At 72.5% G+C, this 25,314-nt stretch carries 29 protein-coding genes; 15 read left to right on the top strand and 14 right to left on the bottom strand.

Annotated elements, in window-relative coordinates; translation table 11 throughout:
- Positions 1-463 precede the first annotated feature (463 nt).
- Positions 464-1,546 carry an S-adenosylmethionine:tRNA ribosyltransferase-isomerase gene (locus JWP64_RS23840; RefSeq protein WP_297501218.1) on the bottom strand — a complete coding sequence of 361 codons (1,083 nt, stop codon included), beginning with the start codon at positions 1,544-1,546 and terminating at the stop codon, positions 464-466.
- The gene (locus tag JWP64_RS23835) at positions 1,543-2,235 is read right to left on the bottom strand and encodes an SDR family oxidoreductase (RefSeq protein WP_297501214.1); all 693 of its coding nucleotides are present in this window, start codon (positions 2,233-2,235) and stop codon (positions 1,543-1,545) included. The genes JWP64_RS23840 and JWP64_RS23835 overlap by 4 nt, the downstream gene beginning before the upstream one ends.
- 230 nt (positions 2,236-2,465) lie before the next feature.
- Between JWP64_RS23835 and JWP64_RS23830 the strand changes: the two genes are divergently transcribed.
- The gene (locus tag JWP64_RS23830; RefSeq protein ID WP_297501211.1) at positions 2,466-3,209 is read left to right on the top strand and encodes a G1 family glutamic endopeptidase; all 744 of its coding nucleotides are present in this window, start codon (positions 2,466-2,468) and stop codon (positions 3,207-3,209) included.
- Between the two features lie 34 nt (positions 3,210-3,243).
- On the opposite strand, the gene JWP64_RS23825 is transcribed toward JWP64_RS23830, so the two are convergent.
- Positions 3,244-3,723 carry a GyrI-like domain-containing protein gene (locus JWP64_RS23825; RefSeq protein WP_297501208.1) on the bottom strand — a complete coding sequence of 160 codons (480 nt, stop codon included), beginning with the start codon at positions 3,721-3,723 and terminating at the stop codon, positions 3,244-3,246.
- A 190-nt stretch (positions 3,724-3,913) separates the two neighbouring features.
- Here JWP64_RS23825 and JWP64_RS23820 point away from each other — a divergent pair, with 190 nt between their 5' ends.
- Genes JWP64_RS23820 through JWP64_RS23810 form a run of 3 tightly spaced genes read left to right on the top strand, consistent with a single transcriptional unit; the run spans position 3,914 to position 6,568 of the window.
- Positions 3,914-4,399 carry a peroxiredoxin gene (locus JWP64_RS23820; RefSeq protein ID WP_297501205.1) on the top strand — a complete coding sequence of 162 codons (486 nt, stop codon included), beginning with the start codon at positions 3,914-3,916 and terminating at the stop codon, positions 4,397-4,399.
- A 54-nt stretch (positions 4,400-4,453) separates the two neighbouring features.
- Positions 4,454-5,167, top strand: a complete 714-nt coding sequence (locus JWP64_RS23815; RefSeq protein WP_297501202.1) for a response regulator transcription factor — start codon at positions 4,454-4,456, stop codon at positions 5,165-5,167.
- A 33-nt stretch (positions 5,168-5,200) separates the two neighbouring features.
- Complete coding sequence (locus JWP64_RS23810; RefSeq protein WP_297501199.1) at positions 5,201-6,568, top strand: ATP-binding protein; 1,368 nt, start codon at positions 5,201-5,203, stop codon at positions 6,566-6,568.
- 13 nt (positions 6,569-6,581) lie between these two features.
- On the opposite strand, the gene JWP64_RS23805 is transcribed toward JWP64_RS23810, so the two are convergent.
- The 7 genes from JWP64_RS23805 to JWP64_RS23775 form a co-directional block, all read right to left on the bottom strand.
- Positions 6,582-9,257, bottom strand: a complete 2,676-nt coding sequence (locus JWP64_RS23805) for an FtsX-like permease family protein (RefSeq protein ID WP_297501196.1) — start codon at positions 9,255-9,257, stop codon at positions 6,582-6,584.
- The gene (locus tag JWP64_RS23800; protein ID WP_297501193.1) at positions 9,254-9,970 is read right to left on the bottom strand and encodes an ABC transporter ATP-binding protein; all 717 of its coding nucleotides are present in this window, start codon (positions 9,968-9,970) and stop codon (positions 9,254-9,256) included. Before JWP64_RS23800 ends, JWP64_RS23805 begins: the two co-directional genes overlap by 4 nt.
- A complete protein-coding gene (locus tag JWP64_RS23795) occupies positions 9,967-10,668 on the bottom strand; it encodes an ATP-binding cassette domain-containing protein (protein WP_297501190.1) in 702 nt (233 codons plus the stop codon). Before JWP64_RS23795 ends, JWP64_RS23800 begins: the two co-directional genes overlap by 4 nt.
- Positions 10,665-11,372, bottom strand: a complete 708-nt coding sequence (locus JWP64_RS23790) for a hypothetical protein (RefSeq protein WP_297501187.1) — start codon at positions 11,370-11,372, stop codon at positions 10,665-10,667. Before JWP64_RS23790 ends, JWP64_RS23795 begins: the two co-directional genes overlap by 4 nt.
- Before the next feature lie 101 nt (positions 11,373-11,473).
- Positions 11,474-12,730, bottom strand: coding sequence for a hypothetical protein (locus tag JWP64_RS23785; RefSeq protein ID WP_297501184.1), 1,257 nt, complete (start codon positions 12,728-12,730; stop codon positions 11,474-11,476).
- Positions 12,731-12,942: 212 nt separating this feature from the next.
- Positions 12,943-13,725 carry a phosphatase PAP2 family protein gene (locus JWP64_RS23780; protein ID WP_297501181.1) on the bottom strand — a complete coding sequence of 261 codons (783 nt, stop codon included), beginning with the start codon at positions 13,723-13,725 and terminating at the stop codon, positions 12,943-12,945.
- Positions 13,726-13,798: 73 nt separating this feature from the next.
- On the bottom strand, positions 13,799-14,095 hold the full coding sequence (locus tag JWP64_RS23775; RefSeq protein ID WP_297501178.1) for a PadR family transcriptional regulator: 297 nt from the start codon (positions 14,093-14,095) through the stop codon (positions 13,799-13,801).
- Between the two features lie 725 nt (positions 14,096-14,820).
- On the opposite strand from JWP64_RS23775, the gene JWP64_RS23770 reads away from it, so the two are divergent.
- From JWP64_RS23770 to JWP64_RS23720, 11 genes are all read left to right on the top strand, one after another.
- Entirely contained in the window at positions 14,821-15,237 is a 417-nt protein-coding gene (locus tag JWP64_RS23770; RefSeq protein ID WP_297501176.1) for a hypothetical protein, read from the top strand.
- A gap of 505 nt (positions 15,238-15,742) precedes the next feature.
- Positions 15,743-16,387: a hypothetical protein gene (locus JWP64_RS23765; RefSeq protein WP_297501173.1), complete on the top strand. Its 645-nt coding sequence runs from the start codon at positions 15,743-15,745 to the stop codon at positions 16,385-16,387.
- Positions 16,380-17,651 (top strand): SRPBCC family protein, encoded by a 1,272-nt coding sequence (locus tag JWP64_RS23760; RefSeq protein WP_297501170.1) that lies wholly within the window; start codon positions 16,380-16,382, stop codon positions 17,649-17,651. Before JWP64_RS23765 ends, JWP64_RS23760 begins: the two co-directional genes overlap by 8 nt.
- A 3-nt stretch (positions 17,652-17,654) precedes the next feature.
- The gene (gene gvpJ / locus JWP64_RS23755; protein WP_297501167.1) at positions 17,655-18,089 is read left to right on the top strand and encodes a gas vesicle protein GvpJ; all 435 of its coding nucleotides are present in this window, start codon (positions 17,655-17,657) and stop codon (positions 18,087-18,089) included.
- Positions 18,086-18,817, top strand: a complete 732-nt coding sequence (locus JWP64_RS23750; RefSeq protein WP_297501163.1) for a GvpL/GvpF family gas vesicle protein — start codon at positions 18,086-18,088, stop codon at positions 18,815-18,817. The genes gvpJ and JWP64_RS23750 overlap by 4 nt, the downstream gene beginning before the upstream one ends.
- 5 nt (positions 18,818-18,822) lie before the next feature.
- Entirely contained in the window at positions 18,823-19,062 is a 240-nt protein-coding gene (locus JWP64_RS23745) for a gas vesicle protein GvpG (protein ID WP_297501161.1), read from the top strand.
- 7 nt (positions 19,063-19,069) lie between these two features.
- On the top strand, positions 19,070-19,501 hold the full coding sequence (locus tag JWP64_RS23740) for a gas vesicle protein (protein ID WP_297501158.1): 432 nt from the start codon (positions 19,070-19,072) through the stop codon (positions 19,499-19,501).
- Complete coding sequence (locus tag JWP64_RS23735) at positions 19,498-19,884, top strand: gas vesicle protein (RefSeq protein WP_297501155.1); 387 nt, start codon at positions 19,498-19,500, stop codon at positions 19,882-19,884. The genes JWP64_RS23740 and JWP64_RS23735 overlap by 4 nt, the downstream gene beginning before the upstream one ends.
- A complete protein-coding gene (locus JWP64_RS23730; RefSeq protein WP_297501152.1) occupies positions 19,881-20,642 on the top strand; it encodes a GvpL/GvpF family gas vesicle protein in 762 nt (253 codons plus the stop codon). The genes JWP64_RS23735 and JWP64_RS23730 overlap by 4 nt, the downstream gene beginning before the upstream one ends.
- Positions 20,639-20,827 carry a gas vesicle protein gene (locus JWP64_RS23725; RefSeq protein WP_297501149.1) on the top strand — a complete coding sequence of 63 codons (189 nt, stop codon included), beginning with the start codon at positions 20,639-20,641 and terminating at the stop codon, positions 20,825-20,827. The genes JWP64_RS23730 and JWP64_RS23725 overlap by 4 nt, the downstream gene beginning before the upstream one ends.
- Entirely contained in the window at positions 20,820-21,116 is a 297-nt protein-coding gene (locus JWP64_RS23720; RefSeq protein ID WP_297501147.1) for a gas vesicle protein K, read from the top strand. The genes JWP64_RS23725 and JWP64_RS23720 overlap by 8 nt, the downstream gene beginning before the upstream one ends.
- A gap of 18 nt (positions 21,117-21,134) precedes the next feature.
- Here the strand turns inward: JWP64_RS23720 and JWP64_RS23715 are convergent, their stop codons facing one another.
- The 4 genes from JWP64_RS23715 to JWP64_RS23700 all read right to left on the bottom strand — a co-directional run bounded on the left by JWP64_RS23715 (position 21,135) and on the right by JWP64_RS23700 (position 24,919).
- Positions 21,135-21,530: an STAS domain-containing protein gene (locus tag JWP64_RS23715; RefSeq protein WP_297501144.1), complete on the bottom strand. Its 396-nt coding sequence runs from the start codon at positions 21,528-21,530 to the stop codon at positions 21,135-21,137.
- Positions 21,527-22,144: a hypothetical protein gene (locus JWP64_RS23710; RefSeq protein ID WP_297501141.1), complete on the bottom strand. Its 618-nt coding sequence runs from the start codon at positions 22,142-22,144 to the stop codon at positions 21,527-21,529. The genes JWP64_RS23715 and JWP64_RS23710 overlap by 4 nt, the downstream gene beginning before the upstream one ends.
- Before the next feature lie 432 nt (positions 22,145-22,576).
- Entirely contained in the window at positions 22,577-22,936 is a 360-nt protein-coding gene (locus JWP64_RS23705) for an aldo/keto reductase (RefSeq protein ID WP_297501138.1), read from the bottom strand.
- A gap of 501 nt (positions 22,937-23,437) precedes the next feature.
- Entirely contained in the window at positions 23,438-24,919 is a 1,482-nt protein-coding gene (locus JWP64_RS23700; RefSeq protein WP_297501135.1) for an MFS transporter, read from the bottom strand.
- Positions 24,920-25,314 lie beyond the last annotated feature (395 nt).

The following is a 25,314-nucleotide window of genomic DNA, read 5'->3' as shown; positions in this document are numbered from 1 at the left end:
CCTTCTCCTCCTGCATCGGGAAGTAGGACCGCAGCACCTGCTTGAGCGGGTCCTTCTTCGAAGCCTTGCGGAAGGTGTAGTCGGTTCCGTACTTCATGTACGGCTCGTGGTACTGCGGCTCCCAGGCCAACTCCTGGATCTTCTGGTGAGCCTTCGCCAGACTCTGCCGACTCACGTCAACTCCTCACCTGGTGGGGACCAGGCTTCCCGCCGTCCCCTGGAGCAGTCGGGGCGGCGGGGAACCCGCTGTCAGCCCGCATCCGTGAGCCGGGGCCGACGCGGGCGTCCGCCAACTCGGGAGGTGGACCCCGAGGCGGTTCCAGCCGGAATGCGCGGGTCCCGGCCGAGCCGCCCCGTGCCGCACATCGATACTCCGGACACCCAGCAGGTTCGACCACCAAGCGAGCGACTGCACTCCGCGAATAGGAGCGACCGGTCCTGACGCAGCCAGGCGACCCCTCGATCACGCCGCGCGGCGCGCCGGCAACAACAGGCACGAGTCCCCGAACTCGTGCCACAGGTACCCCGTCCGAACCGCCTCGGCGTACGCCCGGCCCACCAGCCGCGCGCCGGCCACCGCCTCGAGCAGCAGCAGGTGGGAGGCCTCCGGCTCGTGCCAGCCGGTCACCAGCCCGTCCACCACCCGGACCGGACGGTCCGGGTCGAGCACGAGGTCGGTCCACCCCTCGCCCGCCCGCACGGTGCCGTCGACGTCCGCGACGGTCTCCAGGGCGCGGGTCACGGTGGTGCCCACCGCGACCACCCGCCGCCCGGCGGTGCGGGTCGCGTTCACCGCGTCCGCCGTCGCGGCCGGCACCCGGTACCGCTCGGGGAGCGGCACCTCATCGGCCTCGGGCGACGACACCCCGGTGTGCAGCACGACCTCCGCGACTCCCACGCCACGGGCGTGCAGGCCGTCGAGGACGGCGCGGGTGAACGGCCGGGCTGCGCTCGGCATCTCCGCGCTGCCGAACCAGTCGTCCGGCGCGCCCGCGGGGACCGCGAAGAGCGTCCGGTGGTCCGCGATCGCGGGGTGCTCGCGCAGGTAGGAGTAGCGGATCGGGCGGCCCGCCGCGGACAGCCATCCCGGGACGCCGCCCTCGACCGGGATCCGCGCGCGCCAGAGCCTGCTGCCGGTACCGACCTCCGGATCCGGGTGCGCGACGACGAGCGTGGCGGTGACGCCGAGGGGCAGTCGCACCGTGTCGCCGCGGGCGGCGTCGGTGACGCGTTCTCCCGGCGGGGTGCGCAGCTCGACGACGAAGGTGCCGCCCGTCGACGGTCCGGAGACGTGCACGACGACCGGGCGTCCGTCGGAGCGGAACCCGTCGACCGCGGCGGGTTCGGTGTCGGAGGTGTTGACGACCACGAGGTCGCCGGGCTCGAGGGCCTCGGGCAGGTCGGCGAACCGGCGGTGCCGCAACGGCCTGCGGTCGCGCGCCACGAGCAGCCGCACCTGGTCCCGGGCCAGTCCGCGCGACTCGGGTGTCTGCGCCGCCGACAGCTCCGGTGGGACGACGAAGCGCGTCGCGGCGGTCGCCCTCACGGTGCGGTCCCGGCCGGGGCGAGGTCCGACGCCCGGTAGCGCCCGCGGGTCGGGCGTTCGTCGAGCAGCCGGAGGAACGCCGGCACCACGGTCGCGGGATCGGGGCGGTCGGAGATGTCCTCGCCGGGGAACGCGCGCTGGTGCATCGCGGTGCGCATGTCTCCGGGATCGAACGCGTATGCCCGCACCACGGGTTCCTCGACGCCGAGCACCGCGACGATCTGGTCGAGCGCGGCCTTCGCCGCGCCGTACCCGCCCCATCCCTCGTAGGCCTCGACGGCGGCGTCGGAGCTGAGTGCGACGACGGTCCCGCCGGCCGCGCGCAGCAGCGGCAGCGCGAGCTGGGTGAGGGCCAGCGGGGCGAGCACGGTGGTCTCGAGGACGCCCCGCAGGGCGTCGAGGGGATAGCGGGCGAGCCCCGGCAGCGGTGAGGGCCCGAGCTCGCCCGCGTTGTGGACCAGCAGGTCGAGGCGCTCACCCGCGGCGGCGACGAGCTCGGCCCGGAACCCGGCGTCGGTCACGTCGCCGGGAAGCGCGAGGACGCCGGGCAGGCCCGCGGTCGCGGCGTGGAGCCGTCGGGCGTCGCGGGCGCAGACGACGACGGTGCCGCCGCGGGCGGCGAGGGCGGTGGTGAGGGCCAGGCCGAAGCCCTGCCCGGCACCGGTGACGATCGCGGTCGTGGAGGTCATGCCGCCACGGTGCGACCTGAAGCCAGGTTCAGGTCAAGACCGCTCGGAGACCGATCCCGACGGGGGCCGGCCTCCGTCCACAGCAGATCTGCCGGCGTCGGCCCGGAACGATCACTTCACCCCCGTGGGCCGGGGCCGTTGACGTGGCCGCCCGGCACGGTCGAGATTGGCGGGGTGCCGACGACGCCCCGCGCGGAAGCCGCCGCCGGGGACGAGGTCGAGCTCGACGCGTGGGTCCTGGCCCGGGGGAGATGATGGTGCACAAGACCTGGAACATCACCGGACGTCTCACGTCGGGTGTGGCGATCCTGCTCGCAGGCGCGGCCCTCCTGTCGGCCGGCCCCGCCGGCGCGGACCCGCGGGTGGGGCGTGGCTACAACGCCGACGGCGGAAGCTGGTCCGGTTACGTCACGGCCGGACGCGAGTTCAGCGCGGTCTCCGCGAGGTGGACCGAACCCGCCGTCACCTGCAACGCCACCACCGACGCCTTCGCGCCGTGGGTCGGCCTCGGCGGCTTCGGCACCACCATGGTCGAGCAGGCCGGCGTGGAGACCAACTGCGCGGCCGGGGTGCCGGTCTACCGGGCGTGGTACGAGCTGGCCCCGGCCGCCCCGGTCTACTACGACGACCCCGTCGGTGCCGGAGACTCGATCAGCGCCGAGGTGACCCGCGCCGGGACCCGCTACACGCTGACCGTCACCGACCACACCAGGCAGTGGTCCAGGACCGTCACCAGGTCCTACGACGGAAGCAACACCTCGGCCGAGTTCATCCTCGAGTCGCCCACCGGCACGTTTCCCGACTTCGGCACGGTGACGTTCACCAGGGCCTCGGTCGACGGTAGGCCATTGAGCACCTACACGTCGCTCGCCCTCGACGCCCGCAACGCCGGCGGCGGCTACGACGACCACACCGGCGCCTTGGCGGGGGGCACCTTCTCGGTCAGGTATCGGCACGGAGCGACCGCAGGGTAGGGGCACCGCCCGGGAACGGCGCCGCGCCGTGCCGCTACTGCTGCCGACCGGGGAGGCGTGGTCGCGGTGACCCGAGGTGGCCGACGACGTCGATGTACAGGTCGTGGGAACCCTCCGTGCCGTCGGGGTGGTACCCGACGTCGAGCTTCCGTTCGCCCAGCGTGATTCCCTGTTCGGTGGCCCAGCCGTAGATCTCCTGGAAGCCGTCGCCGATCTCGGCGACCGGGCCGGTGTGGCGGTGGTGGACCCAGTCCCCGCCCGGAATCCTGACGGCGGACATCCCGACGGGCGGCGCCACGGGCTCGGCCACGACGACCCCCACGACCTCGCGGTAGCGGCCCCCGCCGAGGTGCCGGCTCGCCTCGGCGTAGCGGCATCCGGCCGGGGCCGGAACCTCGGTGTGGCGGGAGAACAGCTCGCGCCATGCAGCAGGGACCGCGGTGGCCAGCCGGTCGAACTCGGCGACCACCTCGATCCCGACGACGCTCGACTCGACACGCCGGACGACCTGCATGAAAGCTCCGTCCTGAGAGGAGTGTGGAGATCGAGCAGGCCGAGTCTAGCGACGAGCCGTGGCCCTGCCCGGAACCCGGGACGAGCCGGCGAGAACGTCCCGACCCGGCGAGCCCCTCGCCGAGGCGGTCGCGCCGCTCTAGGGTTCGAGCAGGGCGAACCGCCGCCCGAGCAGCACCTCGAGGAGAACCGTGCCCCTCTCGCCCGGCGACGCCGTCCCCGACGTCACCCTCATGACCATGTCCGAGTCCGGCCCCGCCCCGGTCAGCAGTACGGAGGTGCTCGGCCGGGGAACCGTCGTCCTGTTCGGGGTGCCCGGCGCCTTCACGCCGTCGTGTTCGGACCAGCACCTGCCGGAGTACGTCCTGCGGGCGGACGAGCTGCGGGCGAAGGGGGTCGACACCATCGCCTGCGTCGCGGTCAACGACGCGTTCGTGATGGACGCCTGGGGACGTTCCCGGGACACGGGGGACGCGGTCGTCATGCTGGCCGACGGCAACGGTGACTTCACCGAGGCGATCGGGCTCCAGCTCGACGGCCGCGGGTTCGGTCTGGGGATGCGCTCGCAGCGCTACGCCGCGGTCGTCGTCGACGGTGTGCTGCGTGACCTGTGGGTCGAGTCGGCGCCGACGGACGTGACGGTCAGCTCTGCGGACGCGGTCCTGAAGAGCCTCTGACCGGGGCCGCTGAGTCTCATCACCTTCTCATCGGAGGGGCCTACGGTCGTCGCCGTGCGGGTGCTGGTGGTCGAGGACGAGCTCCGGATGGCTGCGCTGCTGAAGCGGGGCCTGGAGGAGGACGGCTATGCCGTCGACGTGGCCTCGACCGGGCCGGACGCGGTGTGGCAGGCCGGCGAGTTCGACTACGACACGGTCCTGCTGGATCTGATGCTGCCCGGGATGGACGGGGTCGAGGTGTGCCGGCGGCTGCGGAGCGCGGGGCGGTGGATGCCGGTGCTGATGCTCACCGCGCGTGACGCCGTCGAGGATCGGGTGCGGGGCCTGGACGCGGGCGCGGACGACTATCTGGCCAAGCCGTTCAGCTTCGCGGAGCTCTCGGCCCGCGTGCGGGCGCTGATCCGGCGTGGGGCGGTGGAACGGCCCGCCGAGCTGCAGGTCGCCGATCTCCGTCTGGATCCGGCCACCCGGCGGGCGTGGCGGGGGGCCGCCGAGCTGGATCTGTCGAGCAAGGAGTTCGCCCTGCTGGAGCTGTTCCTCCGCTATCCCGGGCAGGTGCTGACCCGGACCAGGATTCTCGAGCATGTGTGGGACTTCGCCTACGACGGGGCGTCGAACGTCGTCGACCAGTACGTGCTGTACCTGCGCCGCAAGATCGATCGCCCGTTCGAGGTGGAGCAGCTCGAGACCGTCCGCGGTGCGGGCTACCGGCTGCGGACCGCGCCGACAGGCCCCGAATCGCGTGATCATCAATCGCCCCGAGTGTGAGTAGCGGCCCCGGCCATGCCGCTACGGTTTCGCTTGGCGGCGCTGTTCGCGCTGGCCACGGCGGTGGTGATCGCTGCGGCAGGGGTCGCCTTCGTGCTGCAGCTGCGGGTCAGCGTCGACGCCTCGCTGGACCCGGGGCTCCGGGCCCGAGCCGCGGTGGTGGCCGACGAGCTGGGCTCGGGCGACCGGCTCCCGCTCGGGCCGGCCGACGGCGTCCTCCAGATCAGCACCGCGGACGGGAAGATCCTGGCCTCGTCACCCGAGGCCGGGTCCCTGCCGCTGCTCGATGCGGCGCAGCGGCAGCAGGCCGTGGCGGGGGAGGTGTCGTTCACGGCGTCGGTGAACGGGGATCGCACCCGGGTGCTGGCCACGTCCGTCCCCGCGCCCCTCTCCGTCTCCGGCTCCGGGTCCTCCGGTACGGGGCGGACCGTCGTGGCGGCCGGCGCGGGTACCGATGTGTCCGACGCCGCTGTGGAGCGCGCGGTCTCCGCGCTGTTCCTGGGCGGGCCGCCTGCGGTGGTGTTGGCCGGGGCGGGGGCGTGGCTGCTGTCCGGCGCGGTGCTGCGTCCGGTGGAGCGGATGCGCCGGCAGGCCGCGGAGATCAGCGACCAGGATCTCGGGCGCAGGCTGGAGGTGCCCTCCACCCGCGACGAGATCGCCGCGCTGGGCGCGACCATGAACGCGCTGCTGGCCAGGTTGCAGAAGGTCCTGGTGCGGGAGCGCGGGTTCGTCGCCGACGCCGGTCACGAGTTGCGGACCCCCCTCGCCATCCTGCGTACCGAGCTCGAACTCGCCGCGCGGCCCGGGCGTAGCCGGGAGGATCTCGTCCGGGCGGTCGGCCTCGCCGGTGAGGAGACCGATCGGCTGATCCGCCTGGCGGAGGACATGCTGTTGCTCGCCCGCGCGGACGACCACCAGCCGTTCCTCCACCCGGAACCGCTGTCGTTACCGGGTCTGCTGGCCGTCGCCGCGCGCGGTGCCGGTGCGCGCGCCGCCGAGCGGGCGGTCACGGTCGTCGTGCACGGTCCGGACGAGTTGCAGGTCACCGCGGATCCCGACCGGCTGCGTCAGGCCGTGGACAACCTGCTCGACAACGCGACCCGGCACGCTCCGTCCGGGAGCGTCGTCGAGGTCACGGTCTCGACGCAGCGCTCCGGCGAGGTGAGCGTCGAGGTCGCGGATCGTGGGCCCGGCTTCCCGGTGGAGTTCCTGCCCCACGCGTTCCGGCGGTTCGAACGCGCCGAGGCCGCCCGCAGCCGTGACGCGGGAGGCACCGGGTTGGGCCTGTCGATCGTGCGCGCCATCGCGACCGCGCACGGCGGGGACGCCGTCGCCACCAACCGCCCCGGTGGCGGCGCAGCAGTGGCGATCACTCTGCCGATCGCCGCGCCCGCGACGTGATCGACTCCGACGTTCACAGGTCCCGCAGGACCGCGACCGGTGGCCGTCGCCCCTGTCGCAGCGCACCGGCGGTGGCGACGCCGAGACCGGCGAGGGTGATCACCGTGGCGCCGGCCAGATAGAGCCAGGGAACGGACGTCGTCGAGGGTGGTGGGTCGAACACCCCGGTCAGCACCGCCACCAGGACCTGCGACAGCAGCCACCCCACCCCCGCGCCGGCGAGGAGCCCGCCGACCGTGAGCACCGTCGCCTCCGCGGTGACCAGGTCGCGGAGCTGGCGCCGGGTGGCGCCCAGCGCGGTCAGGATCGCGAAGGTGCGACGCCGTTCGGTCAGCCCGAGGAACAGCACCAGCCCGCCCGCGGCGGCGGCGAGCACCAGCGCGAATCCCAGCTCGATCGCGGTCAGGCCGGCCAGGTCGACGGCCGTCAGGCTCGATCCCACCGTCGAGCGGGTGTGCGCGATGTCCGTGACGCTCGCCGACGCACCCAGCCGGGACCGGATCTGCGCGGCGACCCCGGTGACGTCGTGTCCTCCGGTGTCGACGAGGAACGCCCCCACCGCACCGCTGCCGGTCTTCGCCGCGACGTAGGAGGCGTTGGCGACGAAGAAGCTGTCCTTCGGCGCCGTCGGGAACTCGGCGACGATCCCCGCATAGTGGAACGCCACCGTGACCGGCTGCTTGGTCGTCGTGTCCTGCAACCGCAGGTTCAGCAGGTCCCCGGGCAGCAGCTGATAGTCCTTGACGGTCTCGGCGGACACCAGGATCGAGTCCGGTGCCGCGGCGAGGGTGCTCATCAGCGCGCGGGCGCTGCCGCCCTGGAAGTAGGAGTCCTGCAACCCGGTGACGTTCGTGATCGTGTCCGGCCGCACCCCGTAGAGGTCCTGCAGGTCGGGGCCGATGTAGGCGAAGCGGTGCTGCAGCGGTTCCACCGCCTTCACCCCCGGCACGGCGGCGATCGGTGCAGCCGTCTCGGCACCCACGCGCACGCCGGGGGATTCGGTGACCGTGACGTCCGCGCCGTTGGTCAGCCGGGCGTCGGCCTCGGCCTGCGCCTGGTAGGTGGCGTTGAACGTGGCGGTGGACACCGCGAACGCCAGCGCCAGCCCGAGCAGCACGATCGAGCGTGCCATCGGACTGCGCCCGCGGGCCATCATCGCCGCCGCGGTCGATGCCAGCCGGCCGGCGGCCGGACGTACGGCACGCCCCATCAGCCGGCGGCGCCGCAGCGACATCTCGACGAGGCGCCACACCAGCAGCCCGGATCCGGCCCACAGCAGCGCCGGTCCGGCGAAAGCCCAGTAGGACACCGAGATCGTCGGCACCCCCTCCGGAGCGAGGACGAGCTGATAGCCGGTACCGGTGGTGGCCCACACCAGCAGTCCGCCGCCGGCGAGCAGCAGTACGTCCACGCCGTAGCGGGCGTACCAGGGCGCGCGTTCCCGCGACGGGCCCGAGGCCACCGTGCGGCGCGCGGCGACCACCGTGGCCGAGCGCAGGTCCCGGTAAGCAGGGACCAGGACCGCGGCCGCGGCGATCAGCAGCCCGACCAGCGCGGAACCGGCCGTCCACGCGACCGTGGACGCGGTGGTGGCGCCGAAGCGGACGGCGCCGAACGCCAGCCACCCCACCACGGCCGCGGCCGCCAGGCCGAGCAGGGCTCCGACCAGTCCGACCAGCCCTGCCTCCACCGCGGCCAGCCGCAGCACCTGGGCCGTGCTCACCCCACGGGTGCGGGCCAGCGCCTGTTCGCGGCGTCGCCGCCCCGCGCCGGCTGCGGCCACCGCCATGGTCAGCAACCCCGCCAGCACGGCCCCGGGCAGCCCGAGGAACACGAACAACACCCGGGCGTAGGCGGCGTCCGAGCGGGCGGCGTCCAGGGCCGCGCCGAGGTTGTCCCCGACCACCGCGGTACCGGCGCTGTGGGCCTCGAGGTTGCGCGCCTGACCCGACTCCTGGACGAACGCCGACGCCGGATCCGCCGGCAGGACGTGGGCTCGCGCCACGTGGATCTGGGTGTGAGTGCCGTCGGGTGTAGCGGTGGCCAAGGTCAGGGGCGCGTACAGGTCCTGCCAGCGCGCCTCGGGAAGGAGGACCACGTTGTCCGGTGGCGCGTTCGGCTGGCTCCCCGCCGGTGCGCCGACGGTCTGGAACAGCGAGTTCGCGGCGGGCAGCTCGACGACCCCGTCGACCGTCAGCGGGGTGGCCGCGCCGCCCGGGAGGTTCACGGTGATCGTTTCGCCGGGAGCGACCCCGAGATTCGCGGCGGTCTGCTGGGCCAGCAGCACGCCACGGGCGGCCCCGGCGAGGGTGCGCAGCTCGCCCGGGAACGTCGCGCGGTAGGTGTCGGGCAACCCGAGCACGACCGCGGCGCCGGTGGTCTGCGTGGTCGCACCGGTGGTGGCAGTGAGCCCGTCGGCCCGGCCGAACCCGACCGGTACGGCCTGCTGGGTGCCCGGTGTGGTGCGCACCGTGTCCAGCACCGCGGCCGGGTCGGCGCCGGGTTGCACCTGGACCTGCCAGTCCACCGTGACGTCCCGGACGGCGCGGGCGGTCATCGAGGCCTGCGAGGAGGCGAGGAACGCGCCGAGTGAGGCCAGCAAGGCCACCGCGATCGCCACCCCCGCCGCGGCGACCCCCAACCGGCCGGCCCGACGACGGACGAGCCCGTGGAGCCAGATCGTGATCACGAGGTCTCCTCGACGAGGAGCCGGCCGTCGTCCATCCGCCAGTGGTGCGGAAGCCGCCGCGCCACCTGCTCGTCGTGGGTCGACACCACGAGCGCCGCCCCCAGCTCGTCGGCCGTCTCCAGCAGGACGGTCATCACCCGCTCGCCGGTGAGGTGATCGAGCTGCCCGGTGGGCTCGTCGGCCAGGATCAACCGAGGCCGGCTGGCCAGCACCCGGGCGATCGCAACCCGCTGTGCCTGCCCGCCGGAGATCTCCTCGGGCAGCCTGCGCGCCAGCTCCCCGATCTCCAACCGACGAATGGCCGCGTCCGCGCGCTCGGCCGAGTCGACCTCGCCGACGCCGGCCAGCAGCAGCGGCAACGCGATGTTCTCGACCACGTCGAGGGCCGGGACGAGGCTCGGGCCCTGGAACACCGTCCCGACGACCCCGGGACGGCCCTGCGGCGGCCCGTCCAGCCCGGGCCAGGACAGAGAGCCCGCGGTCGGTGTGTCCAGCCCGGCGAACAGGTGCAGCAGCGTCGACTTCCCCGAACCCGACGGCCCGGTCAGCGCCACCCGCATGCCGGGGGTGACCGTGCAGGTCGTCGGCCGCACCGCGGCGACCGCGATCCCGCCCCGGGTGAAGGTGCGGCTCACCGCGTCGGCGGAGACCAGCGGCGTCGTCGCGATGCTGTCGAGGATCGGGTCGTGGGTCCTGATCTGTCCGGCGCTCACGCGGCCACCCGGCCGTCGTCGAGACGCACGATCCGGTCCGCGGCCGCGGCGACCGCCGGGCTGTGGCTCGCCACGATCACCGCGACCCCGTTCCGGGCGGCAGCAGCCAGCAGGGCCAGCACCTCGGCCTCGGTGGCGGTGTCGAGCTCGCCGGTCGGTTCGTCGGCCAGCACCACGACCGGGTCCCCGGCCAGCGCCACCGCCAGGCCTGCACGCGCGGCCTCCCCACCGGAGAGCTCGTCGGGGTACGCCGCGCTCCGGGCGTCCAGCCCGACCCGATGCAGGAGATCGAGGTCGGCCGGGCCCGACGGCGAGGGAGCCACGGCGCGCACGAAGGCGAGGTTGGCGCCGACCGTGAGGTGCTCGAACAGGTTCGACGACTGGGTAAGGATCCCGATCCGCTGCGCCCGCATCCGGGCCCGCACCGGCTCGGGCCGGTGACTCAGCCGGTGTCCGGCCACCAGCACCGTGCCCCCGTCCGGCTCGTCGAGCCCGGCCAGACACGCGAGCAACGTCGACTTCCCCGAACCCGACGGGCCCACGACCACGACCAGCTCGCCGGCCGCTACGGCCAGCGAGACGCCCTGCAGGGCCAGGGTCTCCTCCTCGCCGGCCCGGAAGAACCGGTACAGCGACCGGGCCTCGATCGCGAGGGCACCACCCTCGGAGGGCCCCGCCGCGGAGGACGCGGCGGTCACAGCTGCCACCGCAGCGAGTCGGTGATGGTGCGCCACGGGTCGACGTTGTCGGAGCCGTTCGGTCCCGACAGCGTCAGGATCGCCTCCTGGCCGTTCCCCCAGAACGCGTAGCGCTCCACCGCCTCGGTCACGGACTTGCCGGTGACGGGGTCGGTGGGGGAGTTCGCCGTGTAGGTGGCCAGCACAGCGGGCCCCGCTCTGCGCTGCACGGCCTGCACGTCGCCCAGCGCAAACCCGGGTGCCGATCGCTGCAGCTGGGGAACGTCCTCGGCCCGCACCGAGGCGACGTCCGGCGCGGCAGCCAGCGGCCGCGTCTCGATCCGGACGCTGTTGAACTTGTCGGTGAACACCGTCGCCCCCGCGTCGCTCGACCGTGCCCATCCCTGTGGGACCGACACCGTGAACGGCGCCCCGGCCGGGGTGACGGGGACGAACACCTGGTTGTCCGGGATGTCGCCCGCCGCGACGACCTCCGGGGCGTTGGGATCCGGAGCGCCGGCGGGCGCCGACGAGTCGGCCGCCGGTGCCGGCCCTGCGCTCGGGGAGGCCGGTGGTGCACCACACGCGGCTGCCGCCAGGACGACCCCCACCGCGGCGACGCCCACCACGAACCGGTCCCGGGCTGCCGCGGCGCGCGTGTCGGGTCCCCGGCGCCCGCTCGGCCGGCCGGGCGAGCGGGCGTCGGACCCGTGCTCTCTGCTCATGACGACCACACTGGCGCGGCGACGATGAGCTGCCGATGAGTACGGGATGAGGACGGACCTGCGCGTCCCAGAGGCACCGTCGCACTCTTGCGGATCGACGGTCAGCCGAGTGCTGTGATCAGTGCCGTGAGCGCGGCCTTCTCGCTGCCCGGGTCCGGACTCGTCGCCCGGAGCTCGCGCAGCACGGTGTCGATCCTGCCGTCGATCTCGGTCCAGGCGGCCTTGTCCTTCGGCTTCAGGCGTGCCTGGGCGTCGTCCCAGCCGAGTTCGAGGTCATCGACGCGGGCCGTGGCGCCGGACTGGTCGCCGGCGTTCAGGCGATCCAGGGTGTCCTGCGTGATCACACGGAAGGCCGAGAGGTCTCCGAGGGGCGAGGGGGGTGCGGGCCGGCTTCCGCCGGCAGCCGGCGCGGCGACCGCCGTGGCCGCCGCGCCCTGGGGCGTCGCGTCCTGCTGCAGCGAGGACGTGCGCAGGAAGTAGCCGGTCGCCGCGACGCCGACGAGGAGCGCCACCACGACGACCGTCTGCCACAGGCCTCCGCGTTCCCGCGCCTCGTCGCCGTCGCCGTCGCCGTCGCCGTCGGAGGTGCTCGGGATGACGTCGGCCTTGGTCACCGCCAGGTAGGTGACGATGCCGACGATGCCGGCGACGAAGATCAGACTCGTCACCGTCGCGCCCAGACCGAGCCCGCCCTGGGTCGGCGGCTGGGAGAGGTAGTCACCGATCGATGCCCCGAGGGGACGGGTCAGGATGTAGATGATCCAGAACGAGAGGACGGAGTTGAGTCCGACCCGCCAGGCGACCGCGGTGACGACGATCAGTGACGTCACGATCACCCCGGTCACCAGGTAGCCGAGCCCCAGCACCTCGGCCATGAGGTCGCCGGTGGCGGTACCGAGCGCGAAGGTGAAGAGGATCGCGAGCCAGTAGAACGCCTCACGTCGCCTGGTGACGACGGAATGGATGGAGAGCGTCTTCTCGCTCAGGTACCACGCGAGGAAGGTGAGGCCGAGCAGAACACCGAAGATCAGGGTGCTCGCCTCGAGCGGCAGGCCGACGTTGTCGGTGAGGTTGTCGGTCACCAGGGTGCCGAAGACGCTCACGAGGGTCACCGTCAGCCAGTACCTGCTCGGTATGTAGCGGTTCGCGCTGAACTGGAAGAACAGGGCGACGACGAGCAGCACGCCCGTGACGACGGAGACGCCGGTCAGGCCGAGGTTCAGGTTGATGTTCAGGAAGTCGGCGGCCGATTCCCCGACGGTGGTGCAGAGCACCTTGATGACCCAGAAGTAGACGGTGACTTCCGGGACCTTGTTGAGGAGCTGGCGGCTCGGTGCGAGGGCATGTGGGGAGGTCATGACGCTATCCGGGTCCGATCGCTTCGGCAGCAGAGTGGGCGGATGCGCCGGCATCCGACTGAACGCGACCGCGGCCCCGAGAACACCGCCGTAACGGGGAGGATCCGGGGTGGAAGGGGCAGCCGCGGCACGACGGGCAGGACGCTAACGAGACTCGGGTTAGCGACCGGTCGGAGGAAGGTGAGCGGACGGCAAACTCTGTCGACGGGCGCTCAGCCCGAGTCCGACGGCGCGTCCTGCTGCGCCCCGGGGCGGGAGTTCCGGGGGTCGAGGAGGGGAGCGCTCTCCGGTTCGAGTCCTCGCGCAGGGTCGGCCGAGGGCCTGCGGCTCTCGCGGCGCCAGGTGTTGAACAGAGCGATCATCGACGCGACCCAGGCTGCCCCGAGGACGTAGCCGGCGAGCACGTCGGACACGTAGTGCACGCCCAACGCGACCCGGGAGAATCCGATCGCCAGCACCATCAGGGCAGCGACGACGATCGCGACGGGCCGCGCGGGACCGCGCAGAACCGGGAGGAACACCAGCAGCAACACCGAGTACCCGACCATGGCGGCCTGGGCGTGGCCGCTGGGGAAGCTCGCGCCGTTGGCGTGCACGACCGGGTCGGTCAGCACCGGCCGGGCGCGGTGTACGGCCACCTTCACGAGCTCGTTGAGCAACGGGTTCACCGCCACGGTGACGGCCACGAACACCGCGAGCCGGGTCAGCCGCCGCCACAGCAACCACCCCGTCACGGCGGTGAAGCCGAGCAGGTACACCCACCAGGACCCGATCGTGCTCAACGCCTCCATGGCCACGACGAAGGCGCGGTTGCCGACCGCCAGGCCGTGCAGACCGTCCCGCGCCGCCTCGTCGGCCTGCAGCAGCGGTGGCCACTTCTCCTCGACGAGGAACAGCAGCAGCCCGAACGGCACGGCGACCAGGCCGAGCGCGACGCCGGCGAGAACCGCCCCCACCCCGAACCGGGCCCCGCGCGTCGGTTCCTTCGTGTCCATGGGCTCAGTCACTTGCTCAGGTCCCCCGGAACGGCCCCGGCCAACCCCGCGACGCGAAGCAGTCGTCGGAGGATCACCGGTCGCGGGGGGAGCCCGCGTCGAGCACTCTGTCGAACCCCTCCGAGAAGGCGGCCCATTCTCGACGCCGCGTGTCCAACACGCGTTCGCCCAGCGGGGTCAACAGGTAGCGGCGGGTTCCGTCCTCCCAGCTGACCCGCATCAACCTGTTGTTCCTGAGTCGATGAAGCGCGTGATAGACGCTGTGCTCCGAGAGCGAGAAGATCCCACCGCTGAGCCGGCGGATGACATCGATCAGACGGGCCGCGTTCCCCGGACTGTGTCCCGCCGCCGCGAGGAGTAGGACGGCCATGTCCTCGCGGTGCCGGACCGGCACGGTGCGAAACCGCGGGCGAGGCGTCGCGGCAGGGACAGCGTGGCCTGGACGTTGCGGGTCCGCCGCGGCGGGTGCACGGGTTCTCGTCGATCTACGCACATCGTCCTCCATCGCTTCCGGCTCCTGCGAACGGGATTCCGGATCCGGGTCAGCGGCGCGCGGCCCTTCCGAATCCTGTTCTCCCTCCTCGACTTCCTCCCTGATATCCCGGCGGCTCCGGGCGGAACCGTGAAGTGAAGTGGTTGTCCGGTCCGACCGCAGTTCCGGCCACACCGTTGTGCGCACGGCAACGTACTCACCGCCGAGCACCGGTCGCCCCGTTTCGGAGCCTGAGGGCCACTAGCACCGATTACCGGCCGTCCTGCGAGAGCATTGTCCGGCAGATGTCCTAATGCCGTCTAGGCCGTGCGGCGTCGACAGTTCGCCAGGGGCGAGAATGGTCCCTCCCTCACCTGGCCGTACGGATTCTCGCAGACGGGGAGGAAGCTGCGGCAGATGGCGTATTTCGGCGTGGAACGGCGTACTCGGCAGGTCCCGGCAGCGGGATGCGGGTATTGATGACCCACCGGCGTCGCGTGAGGGCGCGACTCGAGCCGACGAGGAGGAACCCGGGTGGACCTCGACATCCGCTGGCGTCCGGAGCCGCGCCAGGATCTCGGCCGAGCGGGATGGTTGTCGTCCTCCGCCGGTGCGGGTGCCCGTTGACCGCCGCGGCGAACGACGCCACGGTCCGCGGTCTTCGCGCTCTGCCGCACGAGCCTCGGGCGGACCCGGTCGAGAGGCTCAAGACGAGCCTGAAGGAGCTGCTCCGCGCTCTGCTCCGACGTGCCGTGGGCGTGGCCCTCGAGCAGGTCGAGCACCTCGCGACGTCGTTCGACGCGATGGCGGCGTCGGGCGGGTTCGCGCTGAGCGGCGTTCTGGGAGGTATCCGGGCGCGCCTCGCCGGGAAGAACCCGCTGTGGGGTGCCCTGAAGGCGGCCGTCGGTTCGCTCAGCCCGGGCGTCCGGGTGGCCCTCGTCCTCGCTCTCGTCCTGGCCCTCGTCCTGCTCCCGGTGACCGTCGTCCTCCTGTTGATCGCGCTCATCGTCGTGATCATCGTCGCGGCGTCGAAGTCCTAGGACGGACCCCGAAGCGCGTCCTCCCAGGAGCCGGTTTCACGGGAGTTCGGCTCATCGAGGGCGGCTTCAGGGTTCCTGAGCGGCGCTGCTTCCTGCATTGTGGAGAAGGGTGAGGAGAGCTCTTCGCACCCATCACCCCCTTTGCTCTTCGGTGATCGGATCGGGGATGGGTGGGCGCCGACGTCCAGGTGGTGCTTCATGCATCGGCCGATCGGGCATTTTCTGCGAGCATTCAGGCCGAACAGGTGAATATTCGACCCCGGTCGCCCGGATGACGATGGTGAATCTGGACCGCCTGGCAGGATGATCTGCGCCGAACGGCGCAACTCTCCTGGATCTTCGCCGTTCCGGTGTGCGAACTAATGGCAGCGGGTAGAAGCTGACGACCCCGGTTCGCGTCCGACACCGGTCCCCACTACACGACGCATGATCGACGATCACGACGGTTCGACACGGAGCGGGCACTACACCAGGAGGCACCATGAAATGCGGCGCACGAGTAGCCATGGGAGTGGCCGGCGGCTATCTCCTGGGACGAACGAAGAAGATGAAGCTCGCCCTCATGCTCGGTGGCATGGCGGCCGGTCGCCGTGCGGGTGGGCCGGGTGAGCTCCTGGCCCAGGGCAGCAAGCTCCTCGAGCGTTCGCCCGAGCTGGCCGCGTTGACCGACCAGGTGCGCGGCCGTCTCCTCGACGCGGGCAAGGGGGCCGCCATGGCGGTCGCCGCACGGCAGGTCGAGTCCCTGACCGACAGGGTCGGCAAGCGGGTCGAGTCCCTCGGCGATCTCGGCGCGCCGAAGCGCCGCCCCGCCGAGGCCCCGGACGACGCCGAGGAGGCCGACGACGTCGCCGACGAGACCCACGACTCCTACGCGGACGAGGAGACCGGCGACGAGCCGGACGCCCGGGACGGGGCTGCCGACGCGGAGGACGCGGGTGCGGACGTGGAGGCGGAGGAGCCGCCGGCGGAGGAGTCGGCGCCTCCGCGTCGACGGCGCACCGCCAGGGCCGCGGGCAACGCCGGTGGCGCGGGTGGCGCGGGTGGCGCCGGTGGCAAGGCCACGGCCGGGCGGGCCGCTGCGGCGGGCACGAAGGCCGCACGTGGTGCGGCGTCGAAGGCCAAGGCGGGCCGGAGGACCAGCAATGCCTGACGGGACGACGAAGCTCGCCGACGCACTTCCGGCCGACGCCCTGAAGGGCGCGGGACAGCGACTTCTCGGGCTGGTGGTACAGCGGGCTGCGGACGCTGCGACGGAACGGGTGACGAGCTTGACCGACCGGCTCAACGACGTCTCCGAGAACGGCGGGCAGGGCCTTCGGGCCGCGCTCGGGGGTAGGTCGCAGGACGAGCGCGACGAGGACGACGACAGGGCCGAGGGCGACGAGGACGGCGACCGGGACGGCGGGGGCGGAGGCTTCCTCTCCCGTCTGAAGGAGAAGGTCAAGGGCGTCTTCGGGGGCGGCGGGGGCGACGGGGACGGCCCCGGCGGGGGCAGGGGCTCCAGCGGCAAGAAACTCAAGGTCACCAACATCGTCGAGCACCTCGACGTCGGCCTGCCGTTGCGGACGACGTACGACCTGTGGACGCGGTTCGGCGACTTCCCGACCTTCATGAAGAAGGTCGAGACCGTCGACACGATGTCGGACGAGAAGACCCAGTGGCAGGCGAAGATCTTCATCTCGCGTCGCCAGTGGGAGGCCACGATCCTCGAGCAGGTCCCGGACTCCCACATCGTGTGGCGCTCGAAGGGTGCCAAGGGACACGTCGACGGCGGGGTCAGCTTCACCGCGATCGGGCCGAACGCGACGAGGGTGCTCCTGGTGCTGGAGTACTGGCCCAAGGGTCTGTTCGAGTACACGGGCAACCTCTGGCGTGCCCAGGGCCGCCGTGCCCGGCTGGAGTTCAAGCACTTCCGCCGGCACGCGATGACGACCGTCCTGCTGCACCCGGAGGAGGTCGAGGGCTGGCGCGGCGAGATCCACGACGGCGAGGTCGTGAAGACGCACGAGGAGGCACTCGAGGAGGAGCAGCGCGCCGGCGAGGAGGGCGAGGAGGAGTCCTTCGACGAGACCGGCGACGAGTCCCGCGACATGGAGGCCGTCGAGGACGAGACGGCGGAGGAGGAGCGGCCGGAGGACGAGGACCTCGAGGACGTCGACGACGAGTACGACCTCGAGGACGTGTCCGGGGACGAGGACGAGGAGGACGAGGACCTGCCCGAGTACGAGAGCGACGAAGCGGTGGACGAGGCGGACGAGGAGCCCGCCGCCGAGGAGCCCACCGACGACGAGCTCGCCGACGAGGGTGAGCCGGCCGAGGAGGAGCCGGCCGAGGAGGACGAGGCACCGGCTCCCGCGCGCCGCGGTCGGGGGCGCAGGGAGCCGGCCGGTGCCGGCGGGCGACGGGGGCGCTGACCCATGACGGTAGCCACGCAGCAGGGCGGCGGCGGGTACGTCGAGCGAGGGGGAGGGGGCGGCGGTTCGAGCGGTCTCGCCGACGTCGTCGAGCTCATCCTCGACAAGGGCCTCGTCATCGACGTGTTCGTCCGGGTCTCGCTCGTCGGGATCGAGATCCTGACGATCGACGCGCGCATCGTCGTCGCGAGCGTCGACACGTTCCTCCGGTTCGCCGAGGCGACCAACCGCCTGGACCTGTACGGGAAGGGCAAGGGCGGGAAGGACCTGACCCAGCTCACCCAGGGGGTGATGGAGGGCGGCGCGAAGGGCAAGACCTCCGGCATGCTCGATGCCGCCGTGGACAAGTTCGAGGAGGTCATGAGCAGCCGGCGTGAGGAGCGCGAGGAAGCGCCGCGGCGGCGGCCGAGGCAGCGTTCCAGGGAGGAAGACGGGTGAGCGCCACGTATGTCTACGGCCTGATCGCGGCCGACGCCGACCTGCCCGAGGACCTGGTCGGGCTGGGCCCGTCCGGGTCGGTGAGCACCGTCGCCCACGGGAAGCTCGCCGCCATCGTCAGCGACGTGCCGATGGACCGTCCGCTCGGCACCCGGGACGATCTCCTGGCGCACGAGCGCGTCGTGGACTCGGTTGTCAACCACACGACGGTCCTCCCGATGCGCTTCCCCGCGGTCGTCGAGGAGGAGGGCCTGGTCGAGGAGCTGCTCGGGCCACACCAGGAGCACTTCCTCGCCATCCTCGACCGGCTCGACGGAAAGGTGCAGTACACCCTCAAGGCCCGCTACGAGCAGGACGTCCTGCTCCAGGAGATCCTCGAGGAGGACGAGCAGATCCGTCGGCTGCACGAGCAGGTCCGGGAACTGCCGGAGGACGCGGCCTACTACGACCGGGTCAAGCTCGGTGAGCTGATCGTCCGGGCCCTGGAGAAGCGGCGCGAGGTGGATGCCGCCGACATCGTGGAACGTCTCGAGCCGTTCGCCGCGGACGTCTCGACCACCACGCCGTCGCAGCCGGAGGACGTGGTGCTCGCCGCCTTCCTGGTCGAACGGGATGCGGTGCCGGCGTTCGACGAGGCCGTCGAGGACCTGGGCCGGGACACCCACGAGTGGTTGCGCCTGCGCCTCCTCGGACCGCTGGCCCCCTACGACTTCATCCCGCAGGAGTGACGGCGGTGGGAATCGTGTCCGGGCTGCTGGGCCTCCCGCTGGCGCCGGTCCGCGGGGTCCTGTGGCTGGCCCAGCAGATCCAGGAACAGGCCGAGGAGCAGTACTACGACCCCGCACGCATCCGGGCGCAGCTGGAACAGGTGGACGAGGCGCGCCGGTCCGGGGAGCTCTCCGAGGAGGAATGTGCCGAGATCGAGAACGAACTTCTGCAGCGCCTGATGACGCGCCGGGTCAGACCGGGCTAGGACGGCCGTGGCAGCGGACGACGAGCAACGGCGACCGGCGGAACGGCGCCGTCCCGAGCGTGCGGGATCCACCTCCCGCTCGGGTGCGGCGTCCCGTTCGGCTCGGGCACGCACCTCGCCCGACGACGGTGACGACCCGGCGGAGTCGTCCCGCGCGTCCAACGGAAGACCGGACCGGATCTCGGCCGCTGCTGCGGCCCGCCGGGCCGCCGAGCAGGTGGTGGCGCTCACGGGACGCGACTTCGAGAGCGTGATCTCGATCGAACGCACCGAGGACGGGTGGTGTGTCGGGGTGGAGGTGGTCGAGACGCACCGCATCCCGGACTCGGCGGACATCCTGGCGTCGTTCGAGGTGAACGTGGACCGCCGGGGCGAACTCACCGGCTACCGCCGGACCCGTCGGTACAGCCGCGGACAGCTCCAGCAGGGAGGACGATGACGTCCGGAGGAATCCCGGTACCCGGCCGCGCACGCCCGCCGGAGCACAGGCAGGAGTCGACGAACCTCGCCGACATCCTAGAACGCGTCCTGGACAAGGGCATCGTGATCGCGGGCGACATCCGCGTGAACTTGCTCGACATCGAGCTCCTGACGATCAAGATCCGGCTGCTCGTCGCGTCCGTGGACAAGGCGCGGGAGATGGGGATCGACTGGTGGGAGCACGATCCGAGCCTGAGCTCCGGACAACCCGACCTGCGCGAGGAGAACAAGCAGCTGCGCGCGCGGGTGGAGGCCCTCGAGGCCGGTCGGAACGGCCAGGAGGAGGCGGGGCAGGCCGACGAGCAGCCGGAGCCGGCCGCGTCGGAACGGAGGAGGCGATGACCCCGGGCACCCTGACCTACCTGTACGCGGTTCGAACCGCGACGGGCCCCGGGGCGAGCTCGGTGCCGGGAGTGGACGGCGAACGGCCACGGCTCGTCGTCGAGGGTGAGCTGGCCGCCGTCGTGGGGTCGGTCGACGCGTCGCGCTTCGACGAGGAGGCCCTGGCCCGCGACCTGGAGGACCTCGGCCGGCTGGAGTCGCTGGCCCGCGCGCACCACGCCGTGGTGGCGGAGGCCGCGCGCACGCAGCCGACCGCCCCGATCCGTCTGGCGACCCTCTACCGCGACGACGACGCGGTCCGGCACCTCCTCACGGACCGGGCCGCGGAGTTCACTGCGATCCTGGAGCGGATCGAGGGCCGATGGGAGTGGGGCGTCAAGGCCTACGTGAAGCCGACGACCCGGCCGGAGGAGCACGAAGCGGGCTCGCCCTCGACGTCGGACCGGCCGGGCACGTCCTACCTGCTGCGCCGCCGGGCGGACCGGGACCGCGGGGAGCGGGAACGCGAGCGGGCGCGCACCGCGGCCGACGACCTGCACCGGACGCTGCGCACCCACGCGGCCGCCGGCCGGCTGTTCCCGCTCCAGGACGCGCGGCTGAGCGGTCGCTCCGAGGAGATGGTGCTCAACGCGACCTACCTGGTGGACGCGGGGAAGGAGGACGGCTTCCGCAGCGCGGTGGACTCCGCCGACGGTGCGGCGGTGGAGCTGACGGGCCCGTGGCCACCGTTCTCCTTCGCCTCCCTGGAGAGCACATGACCCTCGTCCGGCCGGACGACGAGCTCTCCCTCGTCGACCTCCTCGACCGGCTGCTCGCCGGCGGGGTGATGATCACCGGGGACATCACCATCTCGCTGGCGGACGTCGACCTCGTGCACGTGTCCTTGCGAGCCCTCATCAGCTCGGTCCAGACACTGCTGGAACCCGGGAGCGCCGATGCCTGAGCTGCCCCGCCGCATCGAGGCACAGCCGGACACGGTCGGCCGTGACCTCGGTCGTCTCGTCCTGACGATCGTGGAACTGCTCCGCCAGCTCATGGAGCGGCAGGCGCTGCGCCGGGTGGAGGTGGGTGACCTGTCCGACGAGACCGTCGAACGCCTCGGCCTCGGCCTGATGCGGCTGGAGGAGGCCATGATCGAGCTGAGGGAGCATTTCGGCCTCGAGCCCGGTGACCTCGACATCGACCTCGGTCCGCTCGGGCATCTCCTGGGGCCGGAGGCAGGACAGCGCTGAGGGACCCGGTGCCCTCGCTCAGGCCGGGGTGGCGCGTGCCGGTGCTCCCGGAGCCACGCCCAGCGCGGCGAGCGCCTCGTCGATGCCGGCGTGCAGGTCGAACAGCTCGCGCAACCCCGCCCCCGCGATCGCCGCCAGCACCGCATCCGACGGGACGGGGCAGAGCCCGACGTCGAGCCGGCCCGCCCGCACAGCCGCCCGTACCAGCATCTCCACCCCGGCCGGGCTCATCTCGTCGACCCCGGACAGGTCGAGCACGACGCCCCACGGATGCCGGTCCAGCGTTTCGTCGAGGACGTCCCCCAGCTGTTCGGCCGCGGCGTCGTCGAGCGGACCCGGCGCGGCAGCCAGCAACGGGATTCCGGGCCGCAGGTCCGCGGCCCGGGCCGGGCCGGCGCTGGAGGCGGTGTTCATCGCTCCACCCAAGCGGGCGAGCTTTCCTCGGGTCGATCCGGTTCGCGCAGTGTTCGGGACGATCGACGCGGGCGATCCGGGGGGTTCATCGCTGTGACCGTCCCCGCAGCGTGGCCGAGGGGGCCACGCGGTGACGGGCCTGATACGTCGCGGCGAAGCGGCCGGTGTGGACGAACCCCCATCGCCGAGCGACCCGGCTGACGGTGGTCGCGGCGGGGCCGGCCTCCACCGCATCGACCACCCGCCGCAGCGTTCACCGCGAGGGAGTCGTAGTCGTCGCTGGTGGTCATGACGACCGTCCCGGTCGGCCGGAAGACCGCGGCCCTGCTCGGGTCGATGTCCACCGCGCCGTCGCGGTGCTCGGCGAACATCGTGCCGCGGGACGGGAGGTCGACGTAGACCGCGCCGACCTCCTCGATGCCGATCCGCATCGCCGAGGTGTACCAGGCGTGGCCCAGCGTGACCGTGTCGTGCGCGTGGCCGTCGAACCGGAACTCGTACGGCGAAGGCGCCGAGCACAGCGCGAGCGTGGTGGGGAAGTAGTTCCTCGCGATCGCGTCGCGGGCGTCGGTGAGGTCGAACTCGTGGAACGAGAACGGGACAGGGACTGACACCGGTGGGCCTCCTCGGGTCGCGCACCGCCCGCGGTCGGCACGATCGGGGCGCCGAGGTTACGCCGCGGAACTTCCGGAACGTCTCGCGCCGACCGGGCCGAGTCGTGCCGGACCGCCCGGCCCGGCAAACCCCGCCCCGGCCGGACGGTTGCGCTCGTCAGACCCACGCGTCACCTGCCGCTCGCCGTCGATCCTGGTTCCGGACGAGATCACCCGAGGGCGTCGGTCGACGCGGCGTTCGGTCGAGCGAGGGAGAGGGAGGAAGAACATGGCTGTGACCGTGGGATCGTTGGTGACCTGCGAGGCGAAACCGGGCAGGGAGGCCGCCGCGCCCGTCAGGCGCGCCCGCCTCGGCCGGCGGTTCCGGGCGCGCGGACCACCCGGGCGCGGCGTGGGTTCGGCCGGCTTCGGTCCCGGGTGCCCTCGGCAGGGTCACAGCACCTCGAGGGGTTGCCGTCGCCGCGGCGGGGGGAACGCCTCGTCCGGCAGTTCGAGGTCGGCCGGCTCGAGCCGCACGTCGAGCGCCGCGGCGTCGTCGCGGACGTGCGCGGTCGGCCCGGCCCTGGGAACGGCGATGACTCCGCCGGACCGCAACACCCAGGCCGGTGCGGCGCGGGCGGGGGTGATCCCGTGCCCGCGCGCGACCTCGGCCAGCACGGGGTGGCCCAGCGGCCTGCCCTGTTCCACGGGCGAGTACGCCATCACCGGCAGGCCACGGTCGCGGCACAGCGGAAGCAGGGCGTACTCGGGTCCGCGCCGCTGCAGGTTGTAGAGGATCTGGTCAATGGCCACGTTCCCAGTCCGAGCACAGGCACCGGCTCGCCCGACGGGAGCGGCAGCGTCCGCGGCGCGGTTCTGCTCACGGAACGCCCTTTCTCCGTGTCGTCCTCGGTCACCGCCGAGCGTGCCCCGGCTCCACGGGTGGTGCCTCGGCCTCGCGGAGCCATTGCCGGGTCATCGGACCGGCCCACCGGGACGCCTGACGGCGGTGGGGAAGGATGCCGGATCCGTCACTCAGGTTCCGAGGTGCGTGGCGCGGTCGTGAAGGCCCTGGGCGGCGGCAGCTTCGCCGGGTCCTCGGCTGCCGGCCTTGTCAGCGGAGGCGGGAAGGAGTAAACCGTCTCTCACGGGAACCGGCAGGCCAAGGCCGAAACGGAAGAGAAGGTTCGACCTCCCCGGCCGGAGCCCTTCGACTCGAGTATCGGGCACCCACGCGAAGCACGCCGCGAAAAGGTATCGGGCCCCTGGGGTCTGCGCCAGCGGGCGATCATCGCCTCCTGCCGCCGAGACCACTCACCACGGCGCCCTGTGCACGCTTGGTAACCCGATCTCGAGTCCTCGGGGGCCCGCTCCGCGGGGCGCGTGGGGCGGGCCTTCGGGCCAGTACGCGGGCCTGATGACGATGGTCTCCGTCTCGCTGCCGTAGGGCTCGAGGGTCCGTCGAGGATCCCGGAGGTCGTCCGGTTCCGCGGCGGCGGTGGCGGCGATGCGGTGACGACCTTCGACGGCGCCGGTGATGCGGGCGGCCACCCGGCGGTCGTCGGTCGTTCCGTTGCGGCGGTGCCGGCCGCCGAGGACCCGGGCGACGGGCCCGCAGCCCTCACCGAGGGGGAACCTGCGGAAGGTGCGCCACATCGTGAGGTCGTAGGCGATGGCCAGGCCGCCGCCCAGGAGCAGGGGTGCGCCGCAGGCGATGAGCGGTCCGCTGAGCATCAGGCTGGAGGTCAGCGGGCTGGCCGAGACGGCGACGCTGCGCGCGACGGTGGTCAGGCTGGCGGCCGCGGTGCGTTCCTCGGGCGTGACGATCGCTGCGGTGAAGGCCTGTCGAGCGGGGACGTCGATCTTCGACAGCGTCTGCCGGGCCAACAGCACCGCGGCAGCCAGCCCGAACGTCGGGGCCACCGGCACACACAACAGCAGGACGTTGGACAGGAAGTGGGGGACGAGCATCGCGGTCAGCAGACCGCGGCGTCTCGCCAGCGCCGGTGCGACGGCCTGGCTCAGCGCGGGCAGCAGGTTCGTCGCGAAGAACAGCAGGCCCAGCTCGGTGCTGGACACCCCGTACCGCTGCTGGAACCACAGGGCGAGGATGGCCTGCACCGCCAGCCCACCGGCGAACGCGTCGACCGCGAAGAGCCCGGCGAGGCGCACGACCGGTCCCGAGGGCAGCCGTTTCCGGTCGCGGGCCGGGTCTCCGGCGGCGTTCTCGGGCGGCGTGGCCTCCGGCTCCGCCGCCGGGGTCAGGCCGAGGAACAACACGGCGGTCAGAACTGCGACGACCGTGTAGAGCAGGAACGCCGCGTCGCCCGGCTCCGGGGAGGACAGCAACCCGAGACCGGCAGCCGCCAGCCCGCCCGCGGCACCGGACAGCAGCGCGGCCATGCTGTAGCCGGCGAAGAGGGCCGTGTGCCGCTCCGCCGGGCACGTCTGGGCCAGGATGGCCTGCTCCACGCCGCTGAACGGGCTGTTGTCGTTGGTCGACGGCGAGATCGTGCCGATGAACGCCGCAGCGAGGAGGAGTGGGAACGACTCGGAGAAGGCGAACACGAGCCCGGCCGTGCCCATCAGCCCGGCGGTGAAGATCAATGACGTCCGACGGCCGACGCGGTCCGCGAACAGGCCCATCAGGATGCTGGCCAGCACCGAACCGACCGCCGCCAGGGCCAGCAGCAGACCGACGAGATCCGGGGTGGCCCCGTCCGCGGTGAGCATCCCCGCCAACAGGACGCTGGTGCAGCCGTAGCCGAACGTGCGCAACGCACGAGCGGCGATCACCACACGCGCGTCGTGACTCAACCATCGCGGTCCGAGCATCGCCGGCACCGGGCGATCACCGTGCCCTTCGTAGGCAGTCGGGGCCACCTTCGACCGCATCCAGAAATGCCCGACGGCCCAGGAAGTCGAGGAACGGTCCGGACGCTAGCGGCCCGTTCGCCCCGGGCGTTCACCGCCCGTACCCCTGTTGTTACCCAACGTGTCAGACTCGGATCACGATCGAGCATGCCGAAGGGAAGGCGGATCGCTCTATCAGGACGATCGCGGCTCAGGACGGGAAGGCGCCGGCCTCGGATTTCTCGACGACGCCGATCGGCGGTCGGGAATCTGCGATTGGCCGGATATGTCCGGCGGGAGGCGATGACGAGCGCCCCGGCAAGGAGCGCGGAGACACC

This window comes from Pseudonocardia sp., assembly GCF_025465255.1.
In the GTDB taxonomy this organism is placed as follows: Bacteria; Actinomycetota; Actinomycetes; order Mycobacteriales; family Pseudonocardiaceae; genus Pseudonocardia.
Note: the sequence above shows the minus strand (reverse complement) of the source record. Positions and strands in the feature narration are given on the sequence as shown.

What these genes read in the sequence shown, in the direction of transcription:
- JWP64_RS23835 (WP_297501214.1), bottom strand. Translation starts at nt 2,235, where the DNA reads ATGACCTCCACGACCGCGATCGTCACCGGTGCCGGGCAGGGCTTCGGC.
- JWP64_RS23825 (WP_297501208.1), bottom strand. Translation starts at nt 3,723, where the DNA reads ATGCAGGTCGTCCGGCGTGTCGAGTCGAGCGTCGTCGGGATCGAGGTG.
- JWP64_RS23790 (WP_297501187.1), bottom strand. Translation starts at nt 11,372, where the DNA reads ATGAGCAGAGAGCACGGGTCCGACGCCCGCTCGCCCGGCCGGCCGAGC.
- JWP64_RS23785 (WP_297501184.1), bottom strand. Translation starts at nt 12,730, where the DNA reads ATGACCTCCCCACATGCCCTCGCACCGAGCCGCCAGCTCCTCAACAAG.
- JWP64_RS23780 (WP_297501181.1), bottom strand. Translation starts at nt 13,725, where the DNA reads ATGGACACGAAGGAACCGACGCGCGGGGCCCGGTTCGGGGTGGGGGCG.
- JWP64_RS23775 (WP_297501178.1), bottom strand. Translation starts at nt 14,095, where the DNA reads ATGGCCGTCCTACTCCTCGCGGCGGCGGGACACAGTCCGGGGAACGCG.
- JWP64_RS23765 (WP_297501173.1), top strand. Translation starts at nt 15,743, where the DNA reads ATGGGAGTGGCCGGCGGCTATCTCCTGGGACGAACGAAGAAGATGAAG.
- JWP64_RS23760 (WP_297501170.1), top strand. Translation starts at nt 16,380, where the DNA reads ATGCCTGACGGGACGACGAAGCTCGCCGACGCACTTCCGGCCGACGCC.
- gvpJ (WP_297501167.1), top strand. Translation starts at nt 17,655, where the DNA reads ATGACGGTAGCCACGCAGCAGGGCGGCGGCGGGTACGTCGAGCGAGGG.
- JWP64_RS23735 (WP_297501155.1), top strand. Translation starts at nt 19,498, where the DNA reads ATGACGTCCGGAGGAATCCCGGTACCCGGCCGCGCACGCCCGCCGGAG.
- JWP64_RS23730 (WP_297501152.1), top strand. Translation starts at nt 19,881, where the DNA reads ATGACCCCGGGCACCCTGACCTACCTGTACGCGGTTCGAACCGCGACG.
- JWP64_RS23725 (WP_297501149.1), top strand. Translation starts at nt 20,639, where the DNA reads ATGACCCTCGTCCGGCCGGACGACGAGCTCTCCCTCGTCGACCTCCTC.
- JWP64_RS23720 (WP_297501147.1), top strand. Translation starts at nt 20,820, where the DNA reads ATGCCTGAGCTGCCCCGCCGCATCGAGGCACAGCCGGACACGGTCGGC.
- JWP64_RS23715 (WP_297501144.1), bottom strand. Translation starts at nt 21,530, where the DNA reads ATGAACACCGCCTCCAGCGCCGGCCCGGCCCGGGCCGCGGACCTGCGG.